Source organism: Maribacter sedimenticola, from assembly GCF_900188415.1.
GTDB classification, from domain to species: Bacteria; Bacteroidota; Bacteroidia; order Flavobacteriales; family Flavobacteriaceae; genus Maribacter; species Maribacter sedimenticola.
The window spans coordinates 752246-779057 of the sequence record NZ_FZNV01000001.1 but is presented as its reverse complement, the minus strand read 5'-3'; the positions used below and the strand labels follow the sequence as shown (position 1 = coordinate 779057).

The 26812-nt window shown below is 37.4% G+C and carries 23 protein-coding genes; 10 read left to right on the top strand and 13 right to left on the bottom strand.

Annotated features, from left to right (window positions below; translation table 11 throughout):
* Positions 1-9: 9 nt before the first annotated feature.
* Positions 10-864: a glycosyltransferase gene (locus CHB68_RS03180; RefSeq protein ID WP_089259398.1), complete on the top strand. Its 855-nt coding sequence runs from the start codon at positions 10-12 to the stop codon at positions 862-864.
* 50 nt (positions 865-914) lie between these two features.
* Here CHB68_RS03180 and CHB68_RS03175 read toward each other — a convergent pair whose 3' ends face one another.
* The 7 genes from CHB68_RS03175 to CHB68_RS03145 form a co-directional block, all read right to left on the bottom strand.
* Positions 915-1424, bottom strand: a complete 510-nt coding sequence (locus CHB68_RS03175) for an OmpH family outer membrane protein (protein WP_089259397.1) — start codon at positions 1422-1424, stop codon at positions 915-917.
* Between the two features lie 53 nt (positions 1425-1477).
* Positions 1478-2311, bottom strand: coding sequence for an OmpH family outer membrane protein (locus CHB68_RS03170; protein WP_089259396.1), 834 nt, complete (start codon positions 2309-2311; stop codon positions 1478-1480).
* Positions 2312-2414: 103 nt separating this feature from the next.
* Positions 2415-5033 carry a BamA/OMP85 family outer membrane protein gene (locus CHB68_RS03165; RefSeq protein WP_089259395.1) on the bottom strand — a complete coding sequence of 873 codons (2619 nt, stop codon included), beginning with the start codon at positions 5031-5033 and terminating at the stop codon, positions 2415-2417.
* Between the two features lie 4 nt (positions 5034-5037).
* On the bottom strand, positions 5038-5778 hold the full coding sequence (locus CHB68_RS03160) for an isoprenyl transferase (protein WP_089259761.1): 741 nt from the start codon (positions 5776-5778) through the stop codon (positions 5038-5040).
* Positions 5779-5784: 6 nt separating this feature from the next.
* Positions 5785-6471, bottom strand: a complete 687-nt coding sequence (gene porG, locus CHB68_RS03155; protein WP_089259394.1) for a type IX secretion system protein PorG — start codon at positions 6469-6471, stop codon at positions 5785-5787.
* 112 nt (positions 6472-6583) lie between these two features.
* Positions 6584-7465: an NAD kinase gene (locus tag CHB68_RS03150; RefSeq protein WP_089259393.1), complete on the bottom strand. Its 882-nt coding sequence runs from the start codon at positions 7463-7465 to the stop codon at positions 6584-6586.
* 1 nt (position 7466) lies between these two features.
* Positions 7467-8123 (bottom strand): CBS domain-containing protein, encoded by a 657-nt coding sequence (locus CHB68_RS03145; protein ID WP_089259392.1) that lies wholly within the window; start codon positions 8121-8123, stop codon positions 7467-7469.
* 92 nt (positions 8124-8215) lie between these two features.
* Between CHB68_RS03145 and CHB68_RS03140 the strand changes: the two genes are divergently transcribed.
* From CHB68_RS03140 to clpX, 6 genes are all read left to right on the top strand, one after another.
* Positions 8216-8929, top strand: coding sequence for a pyridoxine 5'-phosphate synthase (locus CHB68_RS03140; protein ID WP_089259391.1), 714 nt, complete (start codon positions 8216-8218; stop codon positions 8927-8929).
* A complete protein-coding gene (locus CHB68_RS03135; protein WP_089259390.1) occupies positions 8926-9702 on the top strand; it encodes an alpha/beta fold hydrolase in 777 nt (258 codons plus the stop codon). The genes CHB68_RS03140 and CHB68_RS03135 overlap by 4 nt, the downstream gene beginning before the upstream one ends.
* 64 nt (positions 9703-9766) lie before the next feature.
* Positions 9767-10114, top strand: a complete 348-nt coding sequence (locus CHB68_RS03130) for a phage holin family protein (protein ID WP_089259389.1) — start codon at positions 9767-9769, stop codon at positions 10112-10114.
* A gap of 100 nt (positions 10115-10214) precedes the next feature.
* Complete coding sequence (gene tig, locus CHB68_RS03125) at positions 10215-11537, top strand: trigger factor (protein WP_089259388.1); 1323 nt, start codon at positions 10215-10217, stop codon at positions 11535-11537.
* A gap of 88 nt (positions 11538-11625) precedes the next feature.
* A complete protein-coding gene (clpP, locus tag CHB68_RS03120) occupies positions 11626-12306 on the top strand; it encodes an ATP-dependent Clp endopeptidase proteolytic subunit ClpP (protein ID WP_089259387.1) in 681 nt (226 codons plus the stop codon).
* An 88-nt stretch (positions 12307-12394) separates the two neighbouring features.
* Positions 12395-13630, top strand: a complete 1236-nt coding sequence (gene clpX / locus CHB68_RS03115; RefSeq protein WP_089259386.1) for an ATP-dependent Clp protease ATP-binding subunit ClpX — start codon at positions 12395-12397, stop codon at positions 13628-13630.
* Positions 13631-13701: 71 nt separating this feature from the next.
* Here the strand turns inward: clpX and CHB68_RS03110 are convergent, their stop codons facing one another.
* Together CHB68_RS03110 and CHB68_RS03105 are read right to left on the bottom strand one after the other, a co-directional pair.
* Positions 13702-14259, bottom strand: coding sequence for a dienelactone hydrolase family protein (locus CHB68_RS03110; RefSeq protein ID WP_089259760.1), 558 nt, complete (start codon positions 14257-14259; stop codon positions 13702-13704).
* Positions 14260-14506: 247 nt separating this feature from the next.
* Positions 14507-16021: a GH3 auxin-responsive promoter family protein gene (locus tag CHB68_RS03105; RefSeq protein ID WP_089259385.1), complete on the bottom strand. Its 1515-nt coding sequence runs from the start codon at positions 16019-16021 to the stop codon at positions 14507-14509.
* Between the two features lie 78 nt (positions 16022-16099).
* Here CHB68_RS03105 and CHB68_RS03100 point away from each other — a divergent pair, with 78 nt between their 5' ends.
* Positions 16100-16894 carry a DUF2797 domain-containing protein gene (locus CHB68_RS03100; RefSeq protein ID WP_089259384.1) on the top strand — a complete coding sequence of 265 codons (795 nt, stop codon included), beginning with the start codon at positions 16100-16102 and terminating at the stop codon, positions 16892-16894.
* Here the strand turns inward: CHB68_RS03100 and CHB68_RS03095 are convergent.
* Genes CHB68_RS03095 through sppA form a run of 3 tightly spaced genes read right to left on the bottom strand, consistent with a single transcriptional unit; the run spans position 16887 to position 22134 of the window.
* Positions 16887-19622: an AsmA-like C-terminal region-containing protein gene (locus CHB68_RS03095; protein WP_089259383.1), complete on the bottom strand. Its 2736-nt coding sequence runs from the start codon at positions 19620-19622 to the stop codon at positions 16887-16889. The two genes, CHB68_RS03100 and CHB68_RS03095, sit on opposite strands and share 8 nt — an antisense overlap.
* Before the next feature lie 37 nt (positions 19623-19659).
* On the bottom strand, positions 19660-20370 hold the full coding sequence (locus CHB68_RS03090) for a queuosine precursor transporter (RefSeq protein ID WP_089259382.1): 711 nt from the start codon (positions 20368-20370) through the stop codon (positions 19660-19662).
* Positions 20371-20373: 3 nt separating this feature from the next.
* The gene (gene sppA, locus CHB68_RS03085; RefSeq protein ID WP_089259381.1) at positions 20374-22134 is read right to left on the bottom strand and encodes a signal peptide peptidase SppA; all 1761 of its coding nucleotides are present in this window, start codon (positions 22132-22134) and stop codon (positions 20374-20376) included.
* Positions 22135-22179: 45 nt separating this feature from the next.
* Between sppA and folK the strand changes: the two genes are divergently transcribed.
* Positions 22180-23352 (top strand): 2-amino-4-hydroxy-6-hydroxymethyldihydropteridine diphosphokinase, encoded by a 1173-nt coding sequence (gene folK, locus CHB68_RS03080; protein WP_245838769.1) that lies wholly within the window; start codon positions 22180-22182, stop codon positions 23350-23352.
* 117 nt (positions 23353-23469) lie between these two features.
* Here folK and CHB68_RS03075 read toward each other — a convergent pair whose 3' ends face one another.
* Positions 23470-24000 (bottom strand): RNA methyltransferase, encoded by a 531-nt coding sequence (locus CHB68_RS03075; protein WP_089259380.1) that lies wholly within the window; start codon positions 23998-24000, stop codon positions 23470-23472.
* 161 nt (positions 24001-24161) lie between these two features.
* On the opposite strand from CHB68_RS03075, the gene mutS reads away from it, so the two are divergent.
* A complete protein-coding gene (mutS, locus tag CHB68_RS03070; protein WP_089259758.1) occupies positions 24162-26744 on the top strand; it encodes a DNA mismatch repair protein MutS in 2583 nt (860 codons plus the stop codon).
* Positions 26745-26812: the final 68 nt, after the last annotated feature.

The following is a 26812-nucleotide window of genomic DNA, read 5'->3' as shown; positions in this document are numbered from 1 at the left end:
TTTTTTCAAATGGACTACTATATCGTAATTCCCATTCACAATGAAGATGCCTATTTAGAGCAGACGCTGACCGCTGTCGCCCTCCAAACATTATCTCCTAAAAAAGTTATACTGGTCAATGACAATTCTACAGATAATACGGAAACTGTAATTGATTGTTTTGTACAAAAGCATTCATTTTTCTATAAATTGAATATAGTTTCTTCTTCGGAGCATATGCCCGGAAGCAAAGTAATCAATGCGTTTAACAAAGGTCTGGCCATTTTGGATGACGCTTATGAGTTCATCGTTAAATTGGATGCGGATATCATTTTACCCACAAATTATTTTGAAAACATCAGTAATCATTTTAAAAACGACCCCCAAATAGGAATATGCGGTGGCTTTATTTACGAAAAACAAGGTTCTGAAGAATGGGTACTTAACCATCCTATGAACAATGACCACGTTAGAGGTGCCATAAAAGCATATTCCAAAGAATGTTTCAAGGCAATAGGAGGGTTAAAAAATGCCATGGGCTGGGATACTGTAGACGAATTATTAGCGCGATATAACGGCTTTATATTGCATACCGATGATGAACTTAAGGTAAAGCATTTAAGACCCACAGGAAAGGCATATAACGCCAAAGCCAAAAGGTTACAAGGAAAAGCAATGTACAGCATGCGTTATGGATTTATAATCACAACTATTGCTTCTTTGAAAATGGCCATAAAAAACAATTCCATTAAATCATTCTGGAATAATATGGCCGGCTACATAAATGCCAGTAGAAACAACAATAATTATATGGTCACAGAAGAAGAAGGTAAGTTTATCAGAAACTTACGCTGGACAAATATCAAAAGAAAAATAGGAGTATAAAAAAAGCCATCTAATTTAGATGGCTTTTTCTTTATTATCATGGTTTCTATTTAGAAACCTAATTGTTTTTTAACATCTGGAAGAAGATCTTTCCCTTTAGCTACGATCAAACCACCACCGGCTTGCGCATCGATTACATAATCAAAACCTTGGGCAGCCGCTACTTGCTCTATTGCCGCTTTTGCCTTTTCTGAAATAGGAGCGAACAATTCTGCTTGTTTCTTTTGAAATTCCTGTTGTGCAGCTTGTTGGGCTTCACCAATATTTTTTTCAAAACCTTGCAATTCTATAGCTCTCTTATCATTTTCCTCTTTTGACTTAGAGGCCGCTTCATTTTGGTATTGTGTAAATTTATTACGCAATTCTGTCATTGAGGCTTGAATATCTGCATTATAGGTTTCCTGTAATTTTTTTAATTCTGCTTCGGCAGCTTTCATTTCTGGCATTGCCGATAATAATTGAGTAACATCAATATGCGCAACTTTACTTTGTGCATTTACGAAACTTGTCGTTGCTACGAACAACAATAAGGCTACTACTATTTGTTTTACTTGTTTCATGAGTTCTAATTTAAATCTAATTTGAGTGTTAATTTTATGGTTAATAAACCTATTTAAATAGTACCGTTATCATCTTTTTCGGTATCTCTATTTCTTTCTTTTAATTTTTCCTGTTTTTTAGCTTCACGCTCTTCCAGTAATTTTTTTCTTCGCTCCTCATATGCTTTCTTACGCTCCTCACGTAATTTCAACTGCTCTGCCCTTGTATCTGCAGCAGTCTTTTCCCTTACCTCAGCAGCCTCGTTAGCTTTGTCCAAACGTTCTTGCAACGCTTCGCTAATTTCTTCTTCCTCTACCACATCCTCATCTTCAAAAGCGTCTAACCGATCGTTCGCTTTTTTGGCGGGAGCACTTACTTTTCTTGTCCGTGCTATTCCCCTCAAGACAATATCGCTAATATCATGTCTTTTTTCAGAATACAACATTACGACATCCGCAGATTTATCAAAAATAAAATCATACTTTTTATTTGCCCCAATTTTTTGTACCTCATTGAACACTTGGTCCTGTATTGGTTGTATTAACCTACGTTTTTGTAAAACCAAATCTCCTTGTGGCCCAAAACGATCTTGTTGGTACTCGATCATTTCCCTTTCCAAAATCTGAATCTCTTCCTCTCGTTCAGCGATCAACTCAGGAGTTAGCAATACCTTCTCCGCCATTAAATCTTTTTTCATTTGCTCAACAACGCTTTGCTTCTGTTCAACATCTACCTTCCAGCGTTGTACCTTAGTCTCTAACTGCTCCGTAGCATCACGGTATTCCTCTACGTTTTCAAGGATATATTCCATATCCACATAGGCTATCCTTACGCCACGTTGTGCCAATCCTACTGTGGTCATGAACATGACCGTTACCAGAAAAAAGATGTTTGTTCTTGTACTCATCATTGATATCGTTTAATCTTATAGAAAATATCGTGCCAAAACTACTAAATCTTTTAAAATGAAAGGATTAGCGTGTGCAAGATATTTAATATTGTCGTAAAAATTAAAACTGTTGACCAATTATGAAGTGAGTTTGCCAACCGCTAGGACCCTGTCCTGCCGATTGCGGTCTAAGATCTTCATCAAATCCGTAACCAAAATCAATACCCAGCAAACCAAATGCCGGCATAAAGATCCGCAGCCCCACGCCGGCCGATCGTTTTAATTGAAACGGATTAAACTCCTGAAAATTGTTGAAAGAGTTACCTCCCTCTAAAAATGCAAGTCCGTAGATAGACGCCGAAGGTTTTAAAGTTAATGGATAACGTAATTCCAATGAAAATTTATTGTAGATCAAACCTCCATCCTGCTCACCGGTAATTGGGTCTACCGGGGTTAGGGCTTGGTTATCATATCCTCTTAGTTGTACTACGTCCCTACCATCTAAAGTAAAGTTACCTAGACCATCACCACCAACAAAGAAACGCTCAAAAGGAACATCGCCAATATCGCTGTTGTAACTTCCTAAAAATCCGAACTCGGCATTTGATCTTAGAACCAACTTATCTACCAAGGTCGTGTACCAGTCTCCTTTAAACTTTATCTTATAATATTCCAAAAGCCTAAAACGTTCTTGATCGGAATTTTCCAATTCTTTGACTTCACTAGCAGTTAACGTCTGTCCCAGGCTTCTTCTTTCCGCCTGCAATTCGGTTAACTCTTCAGAGCGTTCCTTTAGCGCTTTAAAATCCTTGTCGCTGAACAATGAATAGGGAGGGGTAAATTTACCTGTTAGCTCAAAAGTAGATCCTGAGGTCGGAAAAATACGGCTAGGTCCTTGTGAATTTCTAGAAATTCCGAATGTATATGCCAAGGAATTTGCTTTACCGTTACCAAAATTGAAGAGGCCTATATTATAATTTCTAAAATCATAAAGCTGGTATCCTAAAGAATGGGAAATAGTAAAGAAATCATCTGGCCATTGAACACGTTTTGCCAAACCGGCTGTAACCCCTGTGATGGAGAATTGCTGATCTTTATTCACTGTAATACCATTGGTGCCACCATAGGATGCAGCAAATTGTTGCGTTCTGGATACACTTAAATTAAAACGTACTGGTTTTTTACCTCCCAACCAAGGCTCAGAAAAATTAAGACTATAGACCCTAAACGTTCTACTTGCCTGTAATCTTAGGGCAAACGTTTGCCCATCACCCATTGGTACAGGTTTATACTTTTCTCCCTTAAACAAATTCTGGATAGAGAAATTACTAAAGGATAGTCCCAATGTACCTATAAAGCCACCGCCGCCATAACCACCTTGCAGTTCTATCTGGCTAGATCCAGACTCTACCAAGCTCCAAGCAAGGTCAACGGTACCGTCATTAGGGTTGGCGTTCAACACATCTGGTGTAATTTGTTCTGCATCAAAAAATCCAAGTTGACCCAGCTCCCTGATACTTCTAATAATGTCCGACTTATTGTATTTTTGCCCCGGACGAGTACGCAATTCCCTATAAATAACATGGTCGTTGGTCTTATCGTTACCGCTTACCGTTACATGGTTAAGAAACGTCTCCTTACCTTCTATAATCCTAATTTCAAAATCAATGGTATCATTGGCTGCTGAAATCTCTACCGGATTGATAGTAGAAAAAAGATAACCGTTATTTTGATACAAACTGGTAACATCTGATGGATCTGGTTTGGAATTGTCCGCTATACGCTCTCTAAGTAATACCCCATTATAGGTATCACCCTTTTTAATTCCTAAAACTTGATTTAATTGGCGATCGGTATAAACGGTATTCCCAACAAAATCAATATCACCAAAATAGTACTTATCCCCTTCTTCAACCTTTATATGCAAGTCAATGTTATTTTCATCTACCTTGACCACACTATCCGATATTACCCTGGCATCACGAAAACCGTTTTCGGCAAACTTATCGACCAATAATCCCAAATCTTCCTTATAGTCTTCTTGAATGTATTTTGATTTTTTCCAAAACCGACCAAATTTTTTCTCTTTGGTATTTTTTAAAGCCTTTCGTAATTTTTTATCCTTTAGCTCTTCGTTACCTTCAAATACAATTTCCCGTATTTTAACCTTATCCCCCTTTTTTACGTTAACAACCATGCTCTGGGCGTTGGTCTCTGAAGTATCCTTGGCTGTCGCTATATTGACCTGCGCATTTAAATACCCTTGTTTTTTATATTTATTGGTGATATAGTTTTTGGAATTGGAAATAAGACTTTCCGTTATCTTTTTACCTTTCTTAAGATCGGTATCCTTGATCAACCCTTCTATCTTCCCTTTTTTGACCCCATAAAACGTAACATTGGTAAGTGTAGGGCGCTCAATGATATTAAGCTCCAAAAAAACATTGTTGTCCTCTATATTTGTAATATAAAACTCAATTTCACTGAACAGCTCCAGTCCCCATAATTTTTTAATGACCTCACTAATCTGTTCCCCGGGCAAGGTAATGGGTTGCCCTACCCTAAGTCCGGTATAAGTCTTTACCGTCTGCTCGTTATAACTTTCCAGTCCGGTAACTTCCAATCCCCCTAAAATATAACTTTTGCCGTCTTCATAGGAAGTCTCCTGGGCTACGGTAGTTAAGGAAATTAAAAATAAAAGGGTGGATAAAATGTGGTTCAAGGATATGAACCTGGTCATATCTTTAAGTGAGTTGTTCGCTAGTTTTTCCAAATCTTCGTTCTCTGTTCTGGTAATTTTTAATAGCCTCCACCAAATGGTGTTCTCTAAAATCTGGCCAAAATACATCAATAAAGTATAACTCGGCATATGCAATTTGCCATAATAAAAAATTGCTGATCCGATGTTCTCCACTAGTACGGATAAGCAAGTCTACGTCTGGCAAATTGTGCGTGTAAAGATGGTTATTTATAATGGTTTCGTCAATATTTTCAATTGAAATTATATTATTTTTAACTTTGGTACTGATGGCTTTAACCGCAGACTGCAGCTCTTCCCGAGCACCATAGCTAAGTGCCAAGGTAAGGGTCATGCCTGTATTTTGCTTAGTTTGATCCATTACTTCGATCAATTCCTTATAGGCTTTTACCGGCAGGGCCTCTATATTCCCAATTGTATTTAAACGGATATTATTTTTGTTAAAAGACTTAAGTTCTTTCTTTAAGGATGACACCAATAAGCGCATAAGTGTCTGCACTTCAACCTTTGGTCGATTCCAATTCTCTGTTGAAAAAGTATATAGGGTTAAAAAATCTATACCCAATTGAGCGCATTCCTCGACAACTATCCTTACGGTCTTTACGCCATGTTCATGACCAAAAACCCTGAGCTTTCCACGCTCCTTGGCCCACCTACCATTACCATCCATGATTATGGCCAAATGTTTAGGAACGTTTAATTTATCAATCTCGTTTATATTGCTCATGTTCATTTACTCAAAACAATCCATACAAGGCTTTCTGCCAAAAGTATAGGTCAATGTCAATCCAGAAAAAACATACCAGTCATCACTAAAAATGTTTCCAAATTGAAATTCCTCATAATTGGAACCCTGTGGATTACTGGCATCCAAGTTGTCCGTAAAGGTATACCTAGCACCTATTTCTGCCCCAAAAATAAGAAACTGATTGATACGATACTTAATACCCGCCGTAATTGGCACGGCAAAACTACCATCTTTTTGGTTAATTTCCTGTAAAACACCTCCATTAAAATACTCATAGTCATACCTGAAATAGGTTACCCCTGTGTATAGATAGGGAGTAAATGCCGGACCCAATTTATGAAGGTTGTAATCTACAAAATTGAATTCCAAACCAACGGAACCCTCCAAAATATGGTTGTCCACTACATAGCCACGTTGTTGTCTGGCCGTAGAACTAGATTTGTTATCGTCTGCGGTGAACTGGCCGTACATTAAACTGGCCCGCCATGCATAACGTTTACTTTTGTTCCATTTAAAAACCCCTCCAAGAGCAATATCGGATGGCAATATATAGTTGGTTCTTCCAACATCTCCAATAGTATTTGCGCCACCAGCAAAAACACCCACTTCATAAGTTTGGGAATGCAGGCCACTCATTGAAAATAGTAGCATTAATAACGCTATATAACGCATAAAATAATATTTGCAGTTGATGCCCGGAACCTGTTTTACCTAGATTCCTGAACAAAAAATTGTTCTCAATGGATAAACAGCGTTTGAGGTCATTTATTGTTTTAAACCAAGTTCAATTTCTTCTATCCTCACCCCAAAGCAACTTGTTCCTAAGTGTTTTCAAAAAACTTTCTGAAGTATATTCTATCATTTTAATTGTAAAGGAAGCCTTGGTAATAGTGATTTCCTCACCGTTCTCCAAAGAGGCAATTCTGGAATCCAAAGACACCAAATGGTTTTCCTCCCTGCCAGAAACCTTAAGTCGTATAACCGTATCATCTGAAATCACCAATGGTCTGGCATTTAGGTTATGCGGTGCAATTGGGGTGAGCACCAAGGATTTTGCAGTAGGCACTATGACCGGCCCGCCACAACTTAATGAGTACCCTGTTGAACCTGTTGGAGTCGAGATAATTAGTCCATCTGCCCAATAAGATGTTAGATATTCATTATTTAAAAAAGTCTCTACGGTAATCATAGAGGTAGTATCTTTTCTACTAACTGTAATTTCGTTGAGCGCAAAATTAAGGTTTCCAAATTCCTGATCCAATTTTTTGGTATTCAATTGCACCAAACTACGTTCTACAACGGTATAGGCACCTTGCTTAAACTCTTGGACCACTTTCCTGACATCTTCCTTCTTAAAGGTGGATAAAAATCCCAACCTCCCCGTATTTACACCTACTATAGGAATGCCTAAATCACGAACAAATGTCGTAGCCCTAAGGATGGTACCATCACCACCAAAACTTACGAACATATCAAAAGTTGCGTCTAGGCCATGATCTATGGTAAAAGTGGAATACCCTTTTGAGGCCCCACGATCTTTATATAATTCATAAAAGTCTTCTTCTATAGCGACAACGGCACCTACTTGCTCTAGTTCATCCAATAATTCAATTAGATATTCTATTGCATTATCTTGATAGGTTTGACCATAAATGGCTACTTTCATACTAGACATTTAAATATTTATCCAAATAGTCCGATCGATCTTTAAGATCTTCCAAAAACTGGTCGTCACTATTTCCAAATAATATATGGTAATTATATCTTCTAAATGTTTGTACTACCTTGTTGTAGTTATTGGTAGTAATCTTTAACGTTACCTGAATAACATCGTTCTGGGTATCGGTTATAAAACCGCCGATCAACTTGGCATTGTTACTTTCTACGATTTGCGCTATCTCACTAAACGAATAATCATTGATCCCTGTTGCCACCACTAATATACTACCCGGGTCTGTAAAAAATGGGGTATCAATAAAAACGGTAACTATATCGCTTAGATCATAATATCCCAACACTTCTTCCTTCTCGCTTAAAATAGGTAAAAGGTTAGCTTCATTTCTTGCAAAACTTTCCAACACGTCTAACCAATTGGTGTCCCTACGTACAAAAAACCCTTCCAATTCATACCTGAACTGTTCTATTTCTGTACTAGGGAGCAATGCCGCAGTATCGTTTTCAGAAAATACACCTAAAAACCTACCGTCTTCTACAATAGCAACATGTGAATAGGTAGTGTCCTGAAAAAACTCCAGCACCTTTTCAAAAGTGTCCTTTATCTCGAATACGGGAATGTTGGTAATAATATGTTCTTGAATATGCATAGGCTTATATATAACGCAAAATAACAATTAATAATATCAAAAGGCGTGCCTTATTCGTATTTTTGAGGCTCCTAAAAGTTAAATACGATATAATGACAAAACTTAGCGTTAATGTGAACAAGATAGCAACGCTCAGGAATGCACGGGGAGGCAATGTTCCTGATTTACTAAAGGTTGCAAGAGACTTGGAGGATTTTGGTGCCCAAGGCATTACCATACATCCAAGACCGGATGAACGCCACATCAAGTATCAGGACGCAAGGGACTTAAAACAATTGGTCACAACAGAATTCAATATAGAAGGCAACCCTATCACAAAATTTATTGACCTTGTGCTGGACATAAAGCCAGAACAGGTAACCTTGGTACCAGACTCTGTGGACGCAATAACCTCAAATGCAGGTTGGAACACTATAAAGTATAAAGATTTTTTAACGGACGTCATCAGTACTTTTAAAAAGGCAGGTATACGTACATCTATCTTTGTTGACCCGGACCCAAAAATGGTTGAAGGAGCTAAAATTACAGGTACGGACCGTATTGAGCTTTACACCGAAAGTTATGCTGATTTATTTGTAAAAAATAAGGAGAAAGCAATTGAACCCTTTATCATTGCCGCTAAACGAGCCAATGAATTGGGAGTTGAAATTAACGCGGGCCATGACCTAAGCCTTGACAATATTGAATATTTTGCCAAAAATATTCCAAACCTTAAAGAAGTTTCCATAGGGCATGCCCTTATTTGCGAAGCGTTATATCTTGGATTGGAAAATGTAGTTAACATGTATTTACATAGACTTAAATGACACAACTTTTAAACTCGGTGATTTTAGGTGAAGGCAGTCCGTTATGTATCCTTCATGGATTTTTAGGAATGCTTGACAATTGGAAAACACTGGGAAATTCTTTTGCGGAAAATGGATTCCATGTTCATTTAATAGACCAGCGGAACCATGGCAAAAGTTTTCATTCACCAGATTTTAACTACGATATCCTATCTAACGACCTACTAAATTACCTCAACCACCACAACATTGATAAAACCAATATAATTGGTCACTCCATGGGTGGTAAAACAGCTATGCAATTTGCATGCTCGCACCCAGAACGCATGGAAAAATTAATAGTGGCAGATATTGCGCCAAAATTTTACCCGCCACATCATCAAGATATTATTAATGCGTTAAATGCCATAGACACCACAAATTTAAAATCCAGAAGAGATGCAGATGACCAATTAAAAAAACATATTCCCAATCCAGGTATTAGGCAATTCCTACTAAAAAACTTGGATAGGGATGATACTAAAAAATTGTGCTTTAAATTTAATTTGGCCGTACTAAGTGAAAAAATGGAGGAAATTGGAGACAACATCAATAGCACCGATAGTTTCAACGGTCCAACTCTTTTCCTGAGAGGTGATCGGTCTGAGTACGTAACCAATACCGACACGGAAATAATTCAACAGCATTTTCCTATGGCTACAATAGACACTATAGAAAATGCAGGTCATTGGCTACATGCGGAAAACCCAACACAATTCCTAAACAAGTCATTGGTGTTTTTTAATAAAGAGTAACAGGTATTGACATTAGTTTTATTATATTACGGATAGAAGTTTTACCCATACAATCAAGAACATTATGAAATTAATATTAAGAATACTTTTAAGCGCTTTGGCAGTACTTATTTTAGCCCATGTTCTACCAAATGTATCCGTAGATACTTTTATGACTGCCGTTATAGTAGCGGTCGTCTTAAGTTTATTGAATATTTTGGTTAAACCTATACTAGTGGTTTTGACCTTGCCCGTAACCATACTTACCCTAGGGTTGTTCCTACTCATCATAAACGCAATTATTATTTTACTGGCAGATAAATTAATAGACGGTTTTGCCGTAGGTAATATATGGTGGGCTTTGATTTTTAGCCTTTTACTTTCCTTTTTACAATCTATCTTTTTTACACTGCTCAAAGAAGACAACGCATAGTTGCTTTTCTTTTGAAATTCAATACTTTAAAAAATTGGTTGAGTTTACAAAATGTAGTATTTTTGCATCCCATTTTACACATGCAAATAGATATTAAGGAATGAATATTACTAAAGAGCAGATAGACGATTTAAACGCAGTAGTTAAAGTTGCTATCACAAAAGATGATTACCAAGACAAGGTAGATACCATATTAAAGGACTATAAAAAGCAGGCCAATATACCAGGTTTTAGAAAAGGCCAAGTACCTATGGGCCTAATTAAAAAACAATATGGCAAAGCCGTTTTGGTTGATGAAGTGAATAAACTGTTGCAAGACAACCTTAATAAATACCTTACCGAGGAAAAATTGGATGTTCTTGGTAATCCGCTTCCAAAACAACAGGATAATTTTGATTGGGACCAAGAAGAATTGGCCTTTGAATTTGAACTAGGACTTGCACCCAGCTTTGAAGTTCCTTTAAAGACCAAAAAAGCGATAACCCAATATAAAATTGTTGCCGACAAAAAAATGATCGACGAACAAGTTGAGCGTATACAAAAGCAGTATGGCAAACTTGTAAGCAAAGATGTGGTCAGCAAAAAAGATGAGGTAAGCGGTTCTGTAACCAATGAAGAAGAAGAGATCAATACTACCGCTATGCTAGAGGTAGATCAGCTTAAAAGTAAAAAAGCAGTTGATGCTTTGGTTGGAAAAAAAGTTGGAGATGAGGTGACTTTAAAGACAAAAGGGTTGTTCAAGGAAGATCACACCTTAGCAAGTGTATTAGGCATTGATAAGCAAAGAGCTGAAAAGCTAGATATTGAAGTAACTTTCAAGATTACGGAAATCAACGAACGTGAAGCTGCAGAGTTGAACCAAGAATTGTTCGATAAACTTTTTGGTCCAGATAAGGTAAAATCAGAAAAAGAATTGAAGGAACGAATCAAAGAAGATTCAGAAAAACAATTTGAACAACAAGCTGATCAAAAATTATTGAACGACGTTACGGAATATTTCATTGAGAATACCAAATTTGAACTACCTACAGGTTTCTTGACCAAGTGGATACAAATGACCGGTGAAGAGCCGTTAACGGAAGAGCAAGCTACCGAGGAATATGAAAAATCTGAAAAAGGATTGCGTTACCAATTGATAGAAGGTAAAATTATCCGTGATAACGATTTGCAAGTCCAATTCGATGAATTAAAGGAGTTTTCTAAAGGATTCATACGTCAGCAAATGGCTCAGTTTGGTCAATTGGACCCTAAAGAGGAAGAATTGGACAGTATAGCTGCACGTGTTCTTGGAAATCAGGAAGAAGTCAAAAGACTCTCTGAACAATTAATGAGTCAAAAATTATTGAATTTATATAAGGAAAAAGCAAACCTTAAAGTTAAAGAGGTTACTTACGAAAACTTTGTGAAAGAAGTTTACGGATAAATTCAAACAATAAATTAAGTATCTTTACGGTGCCGGAAATGAAATTTTCGGCACCTTTTTTTACTCTAAAAAAACAGATATATCATTTATGGATTACGGAAAAGAATTCAAGAATTTCGCTATAAAGGACCAAGGGATAAGCAGTACTTATTATGATGCCATAATGAGTAGCATGTATCCTACGAACATGACGCCCAACATTATTGAGGAAAGATCAATGAACGTTATTGCAATGGACGTTTATTCACGTTTAATGATGGACCGCATCATATTCCTAGGAACCGGTATTAATGACCAGGTAGCAAATATTGTACAGGCCCAACTACTGTTTTTGGCCAGTGTTGACGCAAAAAAAGATATTCAGATTTACATCAACTCGCCTGGAGGAAGTGTATATGCAGGTTTGGGCATCTATGATACCATGCAATTCATTAGTCCAGACGTAGCCACTATCTGTACCGGTATGGCCGCATCTATGGGCGCCGTACTTTTATGTGCAGGCGAAAAGGGAAAACGTAGCGGTCTTAAACATTCTAGGGTCATGATACACCAGCCAATGGGTGGCGCGCAAGGCCAAGCCAGTGATATTGAAATTACCGCAAGGGAAATATTGAAGCTTAAGGATGAATTGTACCAAATTATTTCCGAGCATTCTGGCAAGGACATTGAAAAAGTCCGTGAGGATAGTGATCGTGATTATTGGATGAAGGCAGATGAAGCCTTAAAATATGGTATGATCGATGAAATTTTAGTAAGGGATAAGGAGTAAATACGACGAAAGTATTGAAATAAGTAATTGATTTTAAACCAAAAACGAGTTTGGTTCGTTTATAGGTATAGCAAAGAGAAGATAGATAATGGCAAAGGAAAATTTAGAATGTTCGTTTTGCGGCAGAAAAAAGCCAGAAACAAATTTATTGATCGCCGGTCTGGATGCACATATTTGTGACCGATGCATTGAGCAGGCACATGGTATAGTTGCCGAAGAATCAAAGCAGACAAAAAGCAATGATCTTTCTTCTGAACTGGTGTTGAAAAAACCACAAGAAATCAAAGAGTTTCTTGATACGTTCATTATAGGCCAAGAGCGCACAAAAAAAGTAATGTCCGTTGCCGTTTACAATCATTACAAGAGGTTGTTACAACCCCCATCCAAAAAGGATGATATTGAAATCCAGAAAAGTAATATTATCATGGTGGGGCAAACCGGAACAGGTAAGACTTTAATGGCCAAAACCATTTCCAAATTGCTCAATGTACCTTTAGCCATTGTAGATGCGACCGTATTAACGGAAGCTGGTTATGTAGGAGAAGATGTAGAGAGTATCCTAACAAGACTTCTGCAGGCTGCGGATTATAATCTTGAAAAAGCGGAAAGAGGCATTGTTTTTATTGACGAAATTGATAAGATAGCCCGTAAAGGCGATAACCCTTCCATCACCAGGGATGTTTCCGGAGAAGGCGTACAACAAGGTCTATTAAAATTATTGGAAGGAACAACAGTTAACGTTCCACCTAAAGGAGGTAGAAAGCATCCTGACCAAAAGTTCATTGAAGTAAATACGGAGAATATTCTATTTATAGCCGGTGGCGCATTTGATGGAATTGAGCGTGCCATAACCAAAAGGCTTAATATGCAAGCTGTAGGTTATAGTGCCTCAAAAGCAGATAACTTTTTGGACACCACCAATATGCTTCAATACATTATACCAAGGGACCTTAAAGAGTTTGGACTCATTCCTGAAATTATTGGCAGACTACCGGTACTTACCCATATGAATCCTTTGGATAAAAAAACATTGAGAGCAATTTTGACAGAACCAAAGAACGCTATCATAAAGCAATATGAAAAGCTTTTTGCAATGGACGATATAACGTTTACCATTACAGATCAAGCATTGGATTATATTGTGGACAAGGCTATTGAATATAAATTAGGCGCAAGGGGACTACGTTCTTTATGTGAAGCCATATTCACGGATGCCATGTTTGAAATGCCCAGTACAGAGGAGAAAAAATTTAAGGTTACCAAACCTTACGCAGAAGAGAAATTATCCTATGACACCGTTAAAAAATTAAAAGCGGTATCTTAAACCTAGATAAATTATATAAAAAAAGCGAGGACCATTGTCCTCGCTTTTTTTGTTGATTTACTTTAAATATTTCAAACCACTTTTTTTGCCTGTGGAGTAATTTGAGTAACTTCCTGTAAGAGGTCCAGACATACTTTTTGTATAATCTTTTCATCGGTATATAAGGTATGACCGTAGTTAGGCAGGATTTCCATATCAATACCCAGCCTTTTGGCCCAATCTTCATTAGGCTTAAATTCATCATTATTGCCATAGAGTAAATGAAACGGCACATCTGGTCGTTCATTCTTTAAGCGAATTCTTGTTGCAGAAACGTTGTATAGTGATTTAACCGGTAAACCTCTTTTTGCAGCTTCCCATACAATGGTTCCACCTGTACTGAATGCCAAATAATAACAAGGTTCTTTCTCCTTTTTTAATAAGTGGGAAACAGCGGTATCTATACCTCCGTTAACGAATGCATTATGTATATTTTCTTCTGACTGAACTACCAAATCTATATTAGCCAATTGCTGGCTGTCATAAAAAGTAATATCAAAATATTGTTGGAGATAGCCAAGGTATGAAGTAATCCACAGCCCTTTTTTAGAACCCCACATGTCTGAAACGATCACTAGTTTTTCTGCCATAATAATAGTATTTATTGTTTGGTTAAGTTTTCCTACAGCAAGTTGTGTAATTAACTTCACATTTGATCATTTAATTGTTTACCCGCTAAAATAATCGGTGTAGTTCCTGTTTAGGACGGGAAAAATGAAAAAGCTGTAGTTAAACTATTTGAACTCTTTTACATATCCAATACAAAGTTAATTCAACTTTATTTCCAATTTACAAGAATGTTGCAAATAGGTTAATAATTGGTATGTATAGAGCAAATTAGAGGTTTAATTGCAAAAGTTCCTCGATATAATCACGCTTATTCGATAAACGTGGAATCTTATGCTGACCACCTAATTTATCATTGGCCTTAAGCCAATCATAAAAGAGATTTTTTCGCGCCATGTGAACAATAGGCATGTTTAAAGTAATGTTGTTATATCTCTTTGCTTCATAATCAGAGTTCAATGACTTTAAGGACTCATCTAAAACTCTAATGAATGTATCCATATCATTGGGCATGGTTCTGAATTCAATGATCCATTCATGGGCACCTTTTTCCTTATTGACCATAAATACCGGTCCAGCGGTATAGTCCTTAATTTCAGCTCCTGTTTTTTGGCAAACAAGTTTAAGTGCTTCCTCTGCATTTTCAATGATAAGCTCTTCCCCAAAGACATTAATATGATGTTTGGTCCTACCGGTAACTTTTATACGGTATGGACTTTTAGAGGTAAACCTAACAGTATCCCCTATTTTATAACGCCATAGACCTGAATTAGTAGTAATGACAATAGCATAATTTACACCCAATTCAACTTCCCATAATGGAACCACATCTTCCTGTAATGAACCATAGGTCTGCATAGGAATGAACTCATAGAAGATACCATAATCCAACATCAACAAAAGATCATCCGCATTGTTTCTATCCTGAATGGCAAAAAATCCTTCAGAGGCATTATATATCTCATAATAATTAAAGTCACTTTTTGGCAGTATGTTTTTATACTGTTCCTTATAAGGACTAAAATTGACCCCTCCATGAAAATAAACTTCTAGATGTTCCCAAACCTGAAAAAGGTTTTCCTTACCGGTTTCCTGTAATACTTTATTCAACAAAACAAGCATCCAAGAAGGAACCCCTGCCAAACTAGTTACATTTTCCTGTACGCTTTCATGAATTATGGCCATAAGCTTACTTTCCCACTCACTCATTAAAGACACTTTATTGCTTGGCGTACTGCTGTATTCTGCCCATAAGGGCATATTGTCTATCAAAATAGCGGAAAGGTCACCAAAGAACGACCCATTGTCCTCGTACAACTCCTTACTTCCTCCAAGGCGCAAACTTTTACCGGTAAACAATTGGGAATTTTCATTGTTGTTCAGGTAAAGACATAACAAGTCCTTACTAGATTTGTAATGGCAATCCTCAAGCGCCTCGCCACTAACGGGTATAAATTTACTTTTAGCATTGGTAGTACCGCTACTTTTTGCAAATAGCTTTACTTTGGTAGGCCAAAATAGGTTTTGCTCCCCTTTTCTTGTACGTTCTATAATAGGCTCAATTTCTTCATAGGAAACAATGGGTACCCTTTCCTTGAACGTACCGTATGATGCAATAGATTCAAAATCATAAGTTCTCCCTATTTCAGTATCCTCGGCAAATTCAAGCAGTTGTAACAGAACTTCTTCCTGGACTTCTTCCGGATATTTTAAAAAAAGTTCTATTTGGTGATAGCGCTTCTTCAATAGCCAAGAGGCAATGGAATTAAATAAAGTTATTGGCATTTATAGGTATCTTTGTATTGCTAAAAGTAGCGTATAAAAGCATCATTTTCAAATTGACCATACATTAAGCAAATAAACATGCAATACGAAGGAGTACTAAAAAAAATGCAAACAGAAATTGGACATCCCATTCAATATTATATGGTGTTTGAAACCGATTTTCTAAATGTAAACCAAGTACTTGATAAACAGTTGACCATAACCTTCATAAAGCACCAATGCTTAAATTGCGGAAATGACAGGCCCATTTACAGACAAGGTTTTTGTAGGACTTGTTTTTTTGAGATACCCTCAGCAGGAGATTGGATAATGAGACCAGAACTTAGTACCGCTCACCTTGATAAGGAAGATCGGGACCTTGAATATGAAAAAAGAATTCAATTACAGCCGCACATTGTTTATTTGGCCAACAGCAGCAACGTTAAAGTAGGTGTTACAAGAAAAGGACAAATACCTACGAGATGGATAGATCAAGGAGCACACGAAGCCATTGAGATCGTAGAAGTGCCCAACAGATATTTAGCCGGTATTACCGAGGTGGCCTTAAAGGATTACGTTGGGGACAAGACTAATTGGCGCACCATGTTGACCAATACCGTTGTAGACGAGAACCTGGTGGAATGGCGCGAAAAATTAAGACCACACATTCCCCAAGAGGCTTTGCCCTATTATTTGTCTAGTCGTGAAGAAACCCAATTGGAGTTTCCGGTGTTACAATACCCTACTAAGGTTAAGAGCTTAAATTTAGCTAAAACACCATCTTATACCGGAACATTAAAAGGGATTAAGGGACAATACCTAATGTTCGAGGATAATACGGTATTCAATGTTAGGGGCAGCGAAGGGTTTTATGTAGGTATCACCGTTAATTAACGGTATCCTTCTTCTTTTTTCCAAACAAGCCGCCCAATACATCTTTTGCCTTTTCCTTTATAGCCTCATTACCACTTTTTGTAGATGTTGAATCATTCTTAACCGCAGTGGAATCTTTTGGCTTTTGCGAAGTCAATATGCCACCAATGATTTCCTTAGCCTTTTGCTTGCTAGAAACCGTATCCTTACTTACTGAATCTGTTTTTTGTTGATTCCCTTTTAATATACCACCTATTAAATCTTTAGCTTTATCCGTACCTTTAGTAATCAACTTTTGCTTTTCTATTTCAATTAATTTGGATGTTAATTGCTTCACCCCTGAAGTTAAGTCGGTAGAAACTTGTGGACTATTATACACCCCACCGATATTAGCGGTAACAGGAATAGTAACATCCTGTAGGGAAGGATCGTTTATTTTTGCGATCATCTTATTAACTTCCGTACCTAAATATTTGGCAGGCACCTGCAAAGTAGCCTTATAATTTAACTTCTTGTCAAATGTATGGTTACCGTCCACATTTATGGCAACATCCTTATAATTTACCGTAAAAGGTTTCACGTTTACAACACCATCCTTAAAACTTAAGGATGTCTTTAAGTCCTTTAAATTAAGTTGGTCCAAATCAATAAAATTCAACTTACCCACCAAAGCGGTGAGCAAAGGTGCAGATTCCGTATCAATTTCATCAGTAGCGATGTCTGCAAAAAGCTCTCCTGTCAAAGACAGTAAATTTGGCAATAGATCATCTGTTAAATTACCGGACAATGAAATATCCGAACTTAATTTTCCTTTTAAAATTTGTGCTATTGGTGCCAAGGATTTAAATAGGTCCAATGAACCAAACGCTTCTTGAATACCTAACTGCTCCAAGTCTAACTTCATGGCAAACGTTGGAACTTCCTGTTTTGTGGAGACCTCACCGTTAAAAGCCATTTTACCCCCAAAAAGACCAGAAGACATATTGTTCAGTTTTGCCGTTTCATCCTTTATGACCAGGACGCCGTTTACATTGTTCAAGACAATATCATCATAAAGTACCTGCTTGGCACTGGCATTGATCGTTGCATCCAAAAATGATGGAATCTTGATTTTGTCCGCTGTAGCATTTTGTCCTTCTGTGGAATTGTTTTGGGTCGTTGAACTTAACGATTCTTCATCAGAAACCATGAAATCATTCAAAGCAAAGGTGTTGGACTTTAAATTAAAATTCCCTTCCACATTTTCATCGTTGAACATAAAGCCCAGAAGATTATTTATGGTTCCCGTAATATCAAAATCAGTTTTGCCGGTGGTACCGTTTAAACTATTTAGCGTAACGGTTTTTGGGTTAAAAGTTAACCGTGCCGTACTGAACTTAACGGCATTTGCAAGTTCATCTGAGTTGTATTCAAAATTATCGACACTTAAGTTACCAATAGTATTGGTTTTATCATATTGTTTGTTCTCAACGGATGCCATATCAAAAGCCGTAGTAATATCGGCCTTTAAAAAACCTTTTAGATCATAGGTTGCAGGAACGGGATAAGCTTGAGAAATATTTGCCAAATTCATTGACCCGTCTACGTGCGCCTTGACCTTGGTATTCCCCATAAGTTCACTGATTGTGGAAGTTAGGTTAAACCTATCCTCATCTATCATAAAAGAGGCCTTATTGATTTCTACATACGTATCTTCCGCTATACCTGTTGTATTGTTCAATTTCACATCCAGAAATACATTACGAACGGCCTTGGGCAAATCTGGATATTTAAAAGAGGCATTATCCGATTTTATAACAATATTGAATTTTGGAATATGTTCCTCATCCACTATTCCATTAAAATTACCGTTCACCTCAAATTCACCTGTGGTGGTTACAGTCTCTATATCCTTGGAATAGGTTTCCGGTATGACTCCTAAAAAGTTTTTAAAATCTGACGAAGGCGTCTTAAAAGTCAAGTCTACTTCTTGATTGGTTTCATTAACCTTTATAAAACCATTGAACACCAAGGGAAGTTGATTGACCAAAGCTTCATTTTTCAAAAAAGTATAGGTATTCTCATTCAGGTCTATACCAATAAGGGCATCCAGCTGAACCTTATTTCTGTTCAAATAATTTACGCTATCCATTTCAAGGGAAACCAAAGCATTGGTATGCGTATCCAATTCTGAAGTAGCCAAGGACAAATCTCCAGTTCCATTATGCTGCACATCATCCATTTTAAAAGCTATACCAGCAGCTTGATCGGTATAATATATGCGTGAGTTTGTAATATCATAGGCCTTAAGATCAAAAGAAAAACCTTCAGTAGCGCCAGATTCCTCAACTGTCGTATTTTCAGATGGCATTGCAATATCATAATTGGCATTCTCATCCTTATCGACCACAATATTTAAATATGCGCCATCTACATTAAAATTATTAATGGCAATTGGCTCACCTGTACTTTTGAACAATTGCATAATGCCCATGGTCAAACCAAGATCTTTTGCCGTAAACAAGGTGTCTCCTTCAAAGGGTGCCTTATTGATCAATACCACATCCTTAAAGCTTACTTCTGCATTTGGAAAGCTACTGATCAAGCTTAAATCCGCATCGGCAAAGTTTAATGTGGCATTCACGTTCTTATTGACATTATTCTTGACAATATCCCCAATTTTAGCCTCCAAAAAAAACGGAGCGGCAATTAAAACCGCAATAATCAACACTATTATGACACCAACAATCTTTACTATTTTCTTACCCATAATTTGTATACTTCTTTTTATAATGACCAAAGGCCTTTTAAAAATCCAAGTCTAATTCCTCATTTGGTTTTAGATCAAAACGTTTCCTCATTATATATACGAAGAAATAAAGAAAAGGGGTGTCAATAAATGCTATAAAAATCTTAAAAATGAATCCACTGACCACCAAACCAAAGAATAAATCCCACGGTAACACCTTAAAGACACATAATAAACCAACAACGGTAAACGTATCCAGAAATTGCGATAAAAAGGTCGAGAAATTATTTCTTAACCATAAATATTTTCCTTGAGTAAGTTTCTTCCAAAAATGATATATCGCCACATCTACATATTGGGCCAATAAATAAGCGATCATAGATGCCAAGACAGCTATGGGCGACAGGGCAAATACCTTTGTAAACGTTTGGTCGTCAATTGGGGACGAAGGTATTGCAGGTGCAATATCGGCAACAATTATAATCCCCATTGAAAAAAAAGAAGCAAAGATACCGGCGGTCACAATTTGGTTTGCCATTTTACGGCCATAAATTTCGGATATGAGATCGGTTATCAAAAAAGTAATGGGGTATGGCAATATACCAACGGATACTTCAAATAAGGAAACTCCAAAAACCGTCAGGTTACCAAAAGGGTTCCAATAAAAAAACTTTTGAAATATGAGGTTGGAGACCACTAAAGAAGTGATGAACAATGCCCCAAGATACAAGTATATACGTTGTGCCAGTCTCTTATCCCTAATTGTCATCGTTTACTTGATATCTAATGCAAAAGGCATTCTTGCCTGTATTCCCTTTCGTTCTTTAAAAGATTGCAACTCCTTTAATATCATAAATGCCTCATCCCCTATTTCTTTTTTGATCAATGTCTCCTTAAATTGAACGCTAGCCCCTTCCAAGTCTTCCATAAAACGCTCAAAGCCACTTTTATACTTAGGGAATTTTCTAATACCATAAGTTTCCAATCCCGCAATTTCCGCAGCGGCTTTAATGGCATCGTCCAAATTACCCAGCTCATCTACCAAGCCTACTTCCACGGCTTCGGTTCCACTCCACACCCTACCCTGCGCCACGCTATCTACTTGTGCCATGGTCAGGTTTCTTCCTTGGGACACCCGTTCAAGAAATGTTTGGTACGTATCTTCAATACTCTCCTGAACCTGATTTTTAAAACTTTCCTTCATTGTCTCAAAAAGTGAGTAATCTATAGCATTGGCATTGGTACCTACCTGTTCTGCGTTTATACCGATATCCCCTGCTAATTCCGTCAAATTGGGAATGGTCCCAAAAACACCTATAGACCCGGTAATGGTGGTAGGCTCGGCAAAAATCTTGTCAGCTCCTGCAGCAATATAATAACCGCCAGAAGCCGCTACGTTACCCATGGAAACCACCACGGGCTTTACCTCTTTGGTAAGGGCAACTTCCCTCCAAATAATATCTGATGTCAAGGCACTGCCCCCCGGTGAATTTACCCTAAGGACGACTGCCTTTACCTTTTTGTCCTCACGCGCTTTTATGATTGCCTCGTTTATAATGCCTTGCCCAATGATATCCGGACCGCCTTCACCATAAAATATTTCTCCTTGAGCAAATACTATTGCAATCTTATCGTCACCTTTCTTTAGTATTTTTTTGTTCGAATATTTGACATATTCGTCCAAAGTGCTGTAATTAATATCCTTATTGGTAGTTACCCCCAGCGCATTTGATAATTTACCTTCATATTCATCATAGAAGAGAATATCATCTATCAAGCCAGACTTTATGGCATATTCCGGAGTTCTACCCCCCAAGGTATCCGCAATTATATTCAGGTCACTTTCCGTTATAGACCGATTTCTAGATATATCGGTTACCATAGAATTCCACAAGGAATGCAACAATTCTGACAATTGAGTCCTATTATCCTCACTCATGGAATTTTCCAAATAAGGTTCAACCGCACTTTTATATTTTCCGTGTCTTATAACCTCCATTTTTATCCCGGATTTTTCCTGCAAATCCTTATAATAAAGAACTTCCGTAGATAGTCCCTTAAAATCCAATACCCCAACCGGATTGATAAAAACCGAATCTGCAACACTAGCCAAATAATAATCTCGCTGCATATAAAAGTCGGCATAGGCATAAATAAATTTACCGGCAGATTTAAAATCTTCAAGTGATTTACGTATGGCCTGTGTCTGGGCCAGGCCAGCTATAATAAAATTGTTATTGATACTGATCCCCTTAATACGTTCATCGTTCTTAGCAACCTCTATAGCATGAATGATTTCATCCAAACCTTGGGACTGTTCAAAAATACCTGCAAATGGATCTACCTCATTAGTTCCTGTATAATCTGAAATTGGACGTTGTAACTGAAGTTCCAAAACAGAATTTTTCTTTACAGACGCCTCATCCTCACTAGCACCTACCAGACTAATGAAAATCAGGAACATTACGAACAAAATTCCAAAAGCAAACAATGAGCCTAGAATGGAAGCCAAAAAATTTCTCAAAAAATTCATGCAAATCTTAATTTTAAATCCACTTCAAAGATAACTAATGTGAATATGTTTTCTTTATTTTGTCCTGACATTATGGGAGTATATAAATCTGCATTTTTATCATTAGGAAGTAATTTAGGACAGCGAGATATCCTGATACAAAAGGCTATTTTTGAAATTGGAAGACAGGCTGGTGAAATTAGACAGGTTTCTTCCTTGTACGAGACTCCGGCATGGGGCTTTGAAGGAGAGGATTTTTTAAATGCATGCGTAGAGATACAAACCACCCTATCCCCAACGGATCTATTACAGGTTCTTTTAAATATTGAAAATTACTTTGGCCGTTTAAGAAAAGAAGGGGACGGCTACCAAAGTAGAACATTGGATATTGACATCATCTATTACGAAAAAGAGGTCATACAAACGGCCCAACTTACCGTACCACATCCTAAAATGCAGGAGCGAAGATTTATTCTAAAACCTTTGGCCGATATTACTCCACAGTTTTACCACCCATTGCTCAACAAGGATACCAGAAATCTTTTAATGGAATGCAAGGACAAAAACCCAATTGTTAAATTCCTTAAAAAACTATTTACCAACCGGCATACCTTCTTTTCCAGTTTGGAATATATTGCCATAGAAGGGAACATAGGCGCAGGAAAAACTACCCTGGCCACAAATATTTCAGAAGATTTCAATGCAAAGTTAATTTTAGAACGATTTGCTGAAAATCCGTTTTTGCCTAATTTTTATGAGGATCAAGCACGGTACGCCTTTCCGCTGGAAATGTCTTTTTTGGCCGATCGCTACCAACAATTTACGGAAGACACCAACCAGTTAGACCTTTTTAAAAGCTTTATGGTCAGTGACTATGACATATACAAATCCTTAATTTTTGCAAAAGTGACCCTACAGCAAAACGAATTTGAACTTTATAGAAAAGTATTCAACTTTATGTACAAAGAGGTAAAAAAACCCAGGATTTACGTTTATCTCTACCAGACCACCGCACGTTTAATGGAACAGATCAAACAGAGGGGTAGGGATTATGAGCAAAATATTGAGATGTCCTATCTGGAGCGCATCAATAGGGGGTATTTTGATTTTTTAAAGACCTATCCCAAAGAAAATCAACTAGTTATAGATGTTAGCGAATTGGATTTTGTAAGCAGAAAAGAAGATTACGAAAACATCTTGATGCAAATAGAAAACTTTGCCCTTTCTACGGTACGTTAAGATATTTATTGGTCAATTTCTTGCGTAAATGAAAAGGATTTGCTTTATTGCATGAGCATAAGAGCAACTAACTAACTCAAACTATACTCAAAAAACCTGGTCATTGACCAGGTTTTTTTATGCATTTAATTTACTCCAACAGTCCCACACGACAACACCTACACTTACAGCCACGTTTAAGGAATGTTTGGTGCCAAACTGAGGAATTTCCAATACCTCATCACTTAAGGATACCACTTCCTGAGCCACTCCTTTTACCTCATTACCAAAAATCAACACTTGTTTTTTATCAGTAGAAGGGAGAAAAGTTTGTAATAAGGTGCTGTTTTCAGCTTGTTCAACGGCAATTACATGACAGTTCTCCATTTTTAATTTTCTGACCAATTCCTTTGTATCCTCAACATACTCCCATGCAACACTATCTGTAGCCCCCAAGGCCGTTTTGTGAATATCCTTATGGGGAGGTTGAGCGGTAATTCCGCATAAATAAATCTTTTCAATAAGAAAGGCATCTGCTGTCCTAAATACGGAGCCTATATTGTTAAGGCTCCTAATATTATCCAGGACAATGATCATAGGTGTTTTGCCGGCAAGCTTAAAATCTTCCACATTTTTTCTTTCCAACTCGTCATTTCTAAGTTTTCGCATTTTCCTTGTACAAATTAAGTAATCTGTTGGGATAAACTTATCCTCAAATATCAACAATCATTTAAAATCCATTGATAAAATCATACTTTCGTGAAGGTGCAAAATTAAGAGATAAAGATAACGTGGCAGATAAAAAACAGACAAAAAAGGTAACCCCTTTAATGAAGCAGTATAACACCATCAAGACTAAATATCCTGATGCGCTTTTACTATTTCGGGTAGGTGATTTTTATGAGACTTTTGGCGAGGATGCCGTAAAGGCCTCACAAATACTGGGCATTATCCTTACCAATAGAAACAATGGCAGTGAACGTACAGAGCTAGCCGGGTTTCCGCACCACTCCCTTAACACCTATTTACCCAAATTGGTTAAAGCTGGCCAACGCGTAGCAATTTGTGACCAGCTGGAAGACCCAAAGCAGACCAAAACCATTGTAAAAAGAGGTGTAACGGAATTGGTAACACCGGGGGTGGCCATGAATGATGATATTCTACACGCTAAAACAAATAATTTTCTTTGTGCCGTACACTTTGGAAGAAAAAAAATTGGTATTTCTTTTTTAGATATCTCTACAGGTGAATTTTTAACGGCAGAAGGCGGTGAAGAACAAATAGATAAACTACTCCAAAATTTTTCACCGAACGAAATCCTGATTTCCAAGGCCCATAAAAAGGAATTTACAGAAGTCTTTGGCAAGAATCACCATTTGTTCTATTTGGAAGATTGGGTTTTTCAAGAAGATTATGCCCTTGAAAATCTGACTGCCCATTTTAAGACCAAGACGTTAAAAGGTTTTGGTGTAGACCATTTGGTATGTGGTACTATTGCCGCCGGGGTCATTCTGCACTATTTGGGAGAAACGCAACACCGTCAATTACAGCACATATCCAAATTACAACGTATAGCAGAGGACGATTATATTTGGATGGACAGGTTTACGATCAAAAATCTAGAATTGTACCATTCCTCCAACATCAATGCTGTTACGCTTTTGGATGTAATAGACAAAACAATTTCCCCAATGGGTGGGCGTATGATCAAAAGATGGTTGGCCCTACCCTTAAAAAATCTGGACAAAATTAAAAGAAGACAGCAAATTGTTTCTTATTTGCATAACGAAGAAACCACTTTAGAAAGGTTTCAACACCACATAAAACAGATGGGAGACCTTGAGCGTCTCATATCAAAAGTTGCTACGGGAAAGGTATGTCCAAAGGAGGTGGTACAATTAAAAAATTCCCTTGAGGCATTAATACCCATAAAACAGTTGGCCACGGCATCCAAAAACGAAGCATTGGCTCTTACCGGAGATAAAATTCAATCCTGTGATCTATTAAGGGCAAAGATTAAGGAAATGCTCAGCGAAGATGCTCCGGCCAATCTATTAAAAGGCAGCACCATAGCACCTGGGTTTTCCGAAGAATTGGATGAACTCAGGAATTTGGCTACCTCAGGCAAAAATTATTTAAAAAGTATGCTTGAACGGGAAACTGCCGCCACAGGTATTACATCTTTAAAAATCGCGTCTAATAATGTTTTTGGATATTACATTGAAGTAAGAAATACACACAAGGACAAAGTACCGGAGACTTGGACCCGTAAGCAGACCTTAGTCAATGCAGAACGTTATATTACAGAGGAATTAAAGGAATATGAAGCAAAAATCTTAGGTGCGGAAGACCGCATATTAAGCTTGGAACAACAGCTGTTTTCCCAATTGGTGGTCTGGATGCAAGAATACATTACACCCGTACAAAACAATGCCCAACTCATAGCACATTTAGATTGCCTTTGCGGCTTTGCCCAGTTAGCAAAGGAAAATGCCTATAATTGTCCTGAACTTAACGATTCAATGGATTTAAAAATTACCAATGGCCGCCATCCGGTAATTGAAAAACAACTTCCTTTAGGCGAACAATACATAGCAAACGATTTGTTTTTAGACCGTTCCAACCAGCAATTTATTATGATAACAGGCCCTAATATGAGTGGTAAATCCGCTTTATTAAGACAAACGGCGCTCATTGTACTTTTGGCACAGATGGGGAGCTTTGTACCTGCGGAAAATGCGCAAATTGGTGTGGTAGATAAAATATTCACACGTGTTGGGGCAAGTGACAATATTTCTATGGGAGAATCTACTTTTATGGTAGAAATGAACGAAACGGCATCTATCCTGAACAACCTCTCCGAACGAAGCTTGGTCCTACTGGATGAAATAGGTAGGGGAACAAGTACATATGACGGTATTTCCATAGCCTGGGCCATTTCTGAATACCTTCATGAACATCCTGCAAGGGCAAAGACCATGTTTGCTACACATTATCACGAACTCAATGAAATGACCAACACTTTTCCTCGTATTAAAAACTTTAATGTAGCCATTAAAGAATTAAAGGATACTGTATTGTTCCTTAGAAAATTGGTACCGGGAGGCAGTGAACACAGTTTTGGTATACATGTAGCAAAAATGGCCGGAATGCCACAACAAGTTATTCAAAAGGCCAATAAAATTTTAAAGAAGTTGGAAAGTTCACATGCAAATGGCGAAATGGGCGAGCAATTAAAAAATACTTCTGATGAAATGCAGCTCAGCTTTTTTAACCTTGATGACCCCTTGTTGGAAGAAATCAAAGAGGAAATCACTCATTTAGACATAGATACGCTCACACCTGTAGAGGCATTAATGAAATTGAACGAGATTAAACGATTGCTCACAAAGAACAAGAAAGCCACTTCGTAATATTTTTTATTTCTTTTGCTTAAAATTACTTTGGTTTTTGCAGAATTGTATTAAATTTGCACCCGCAT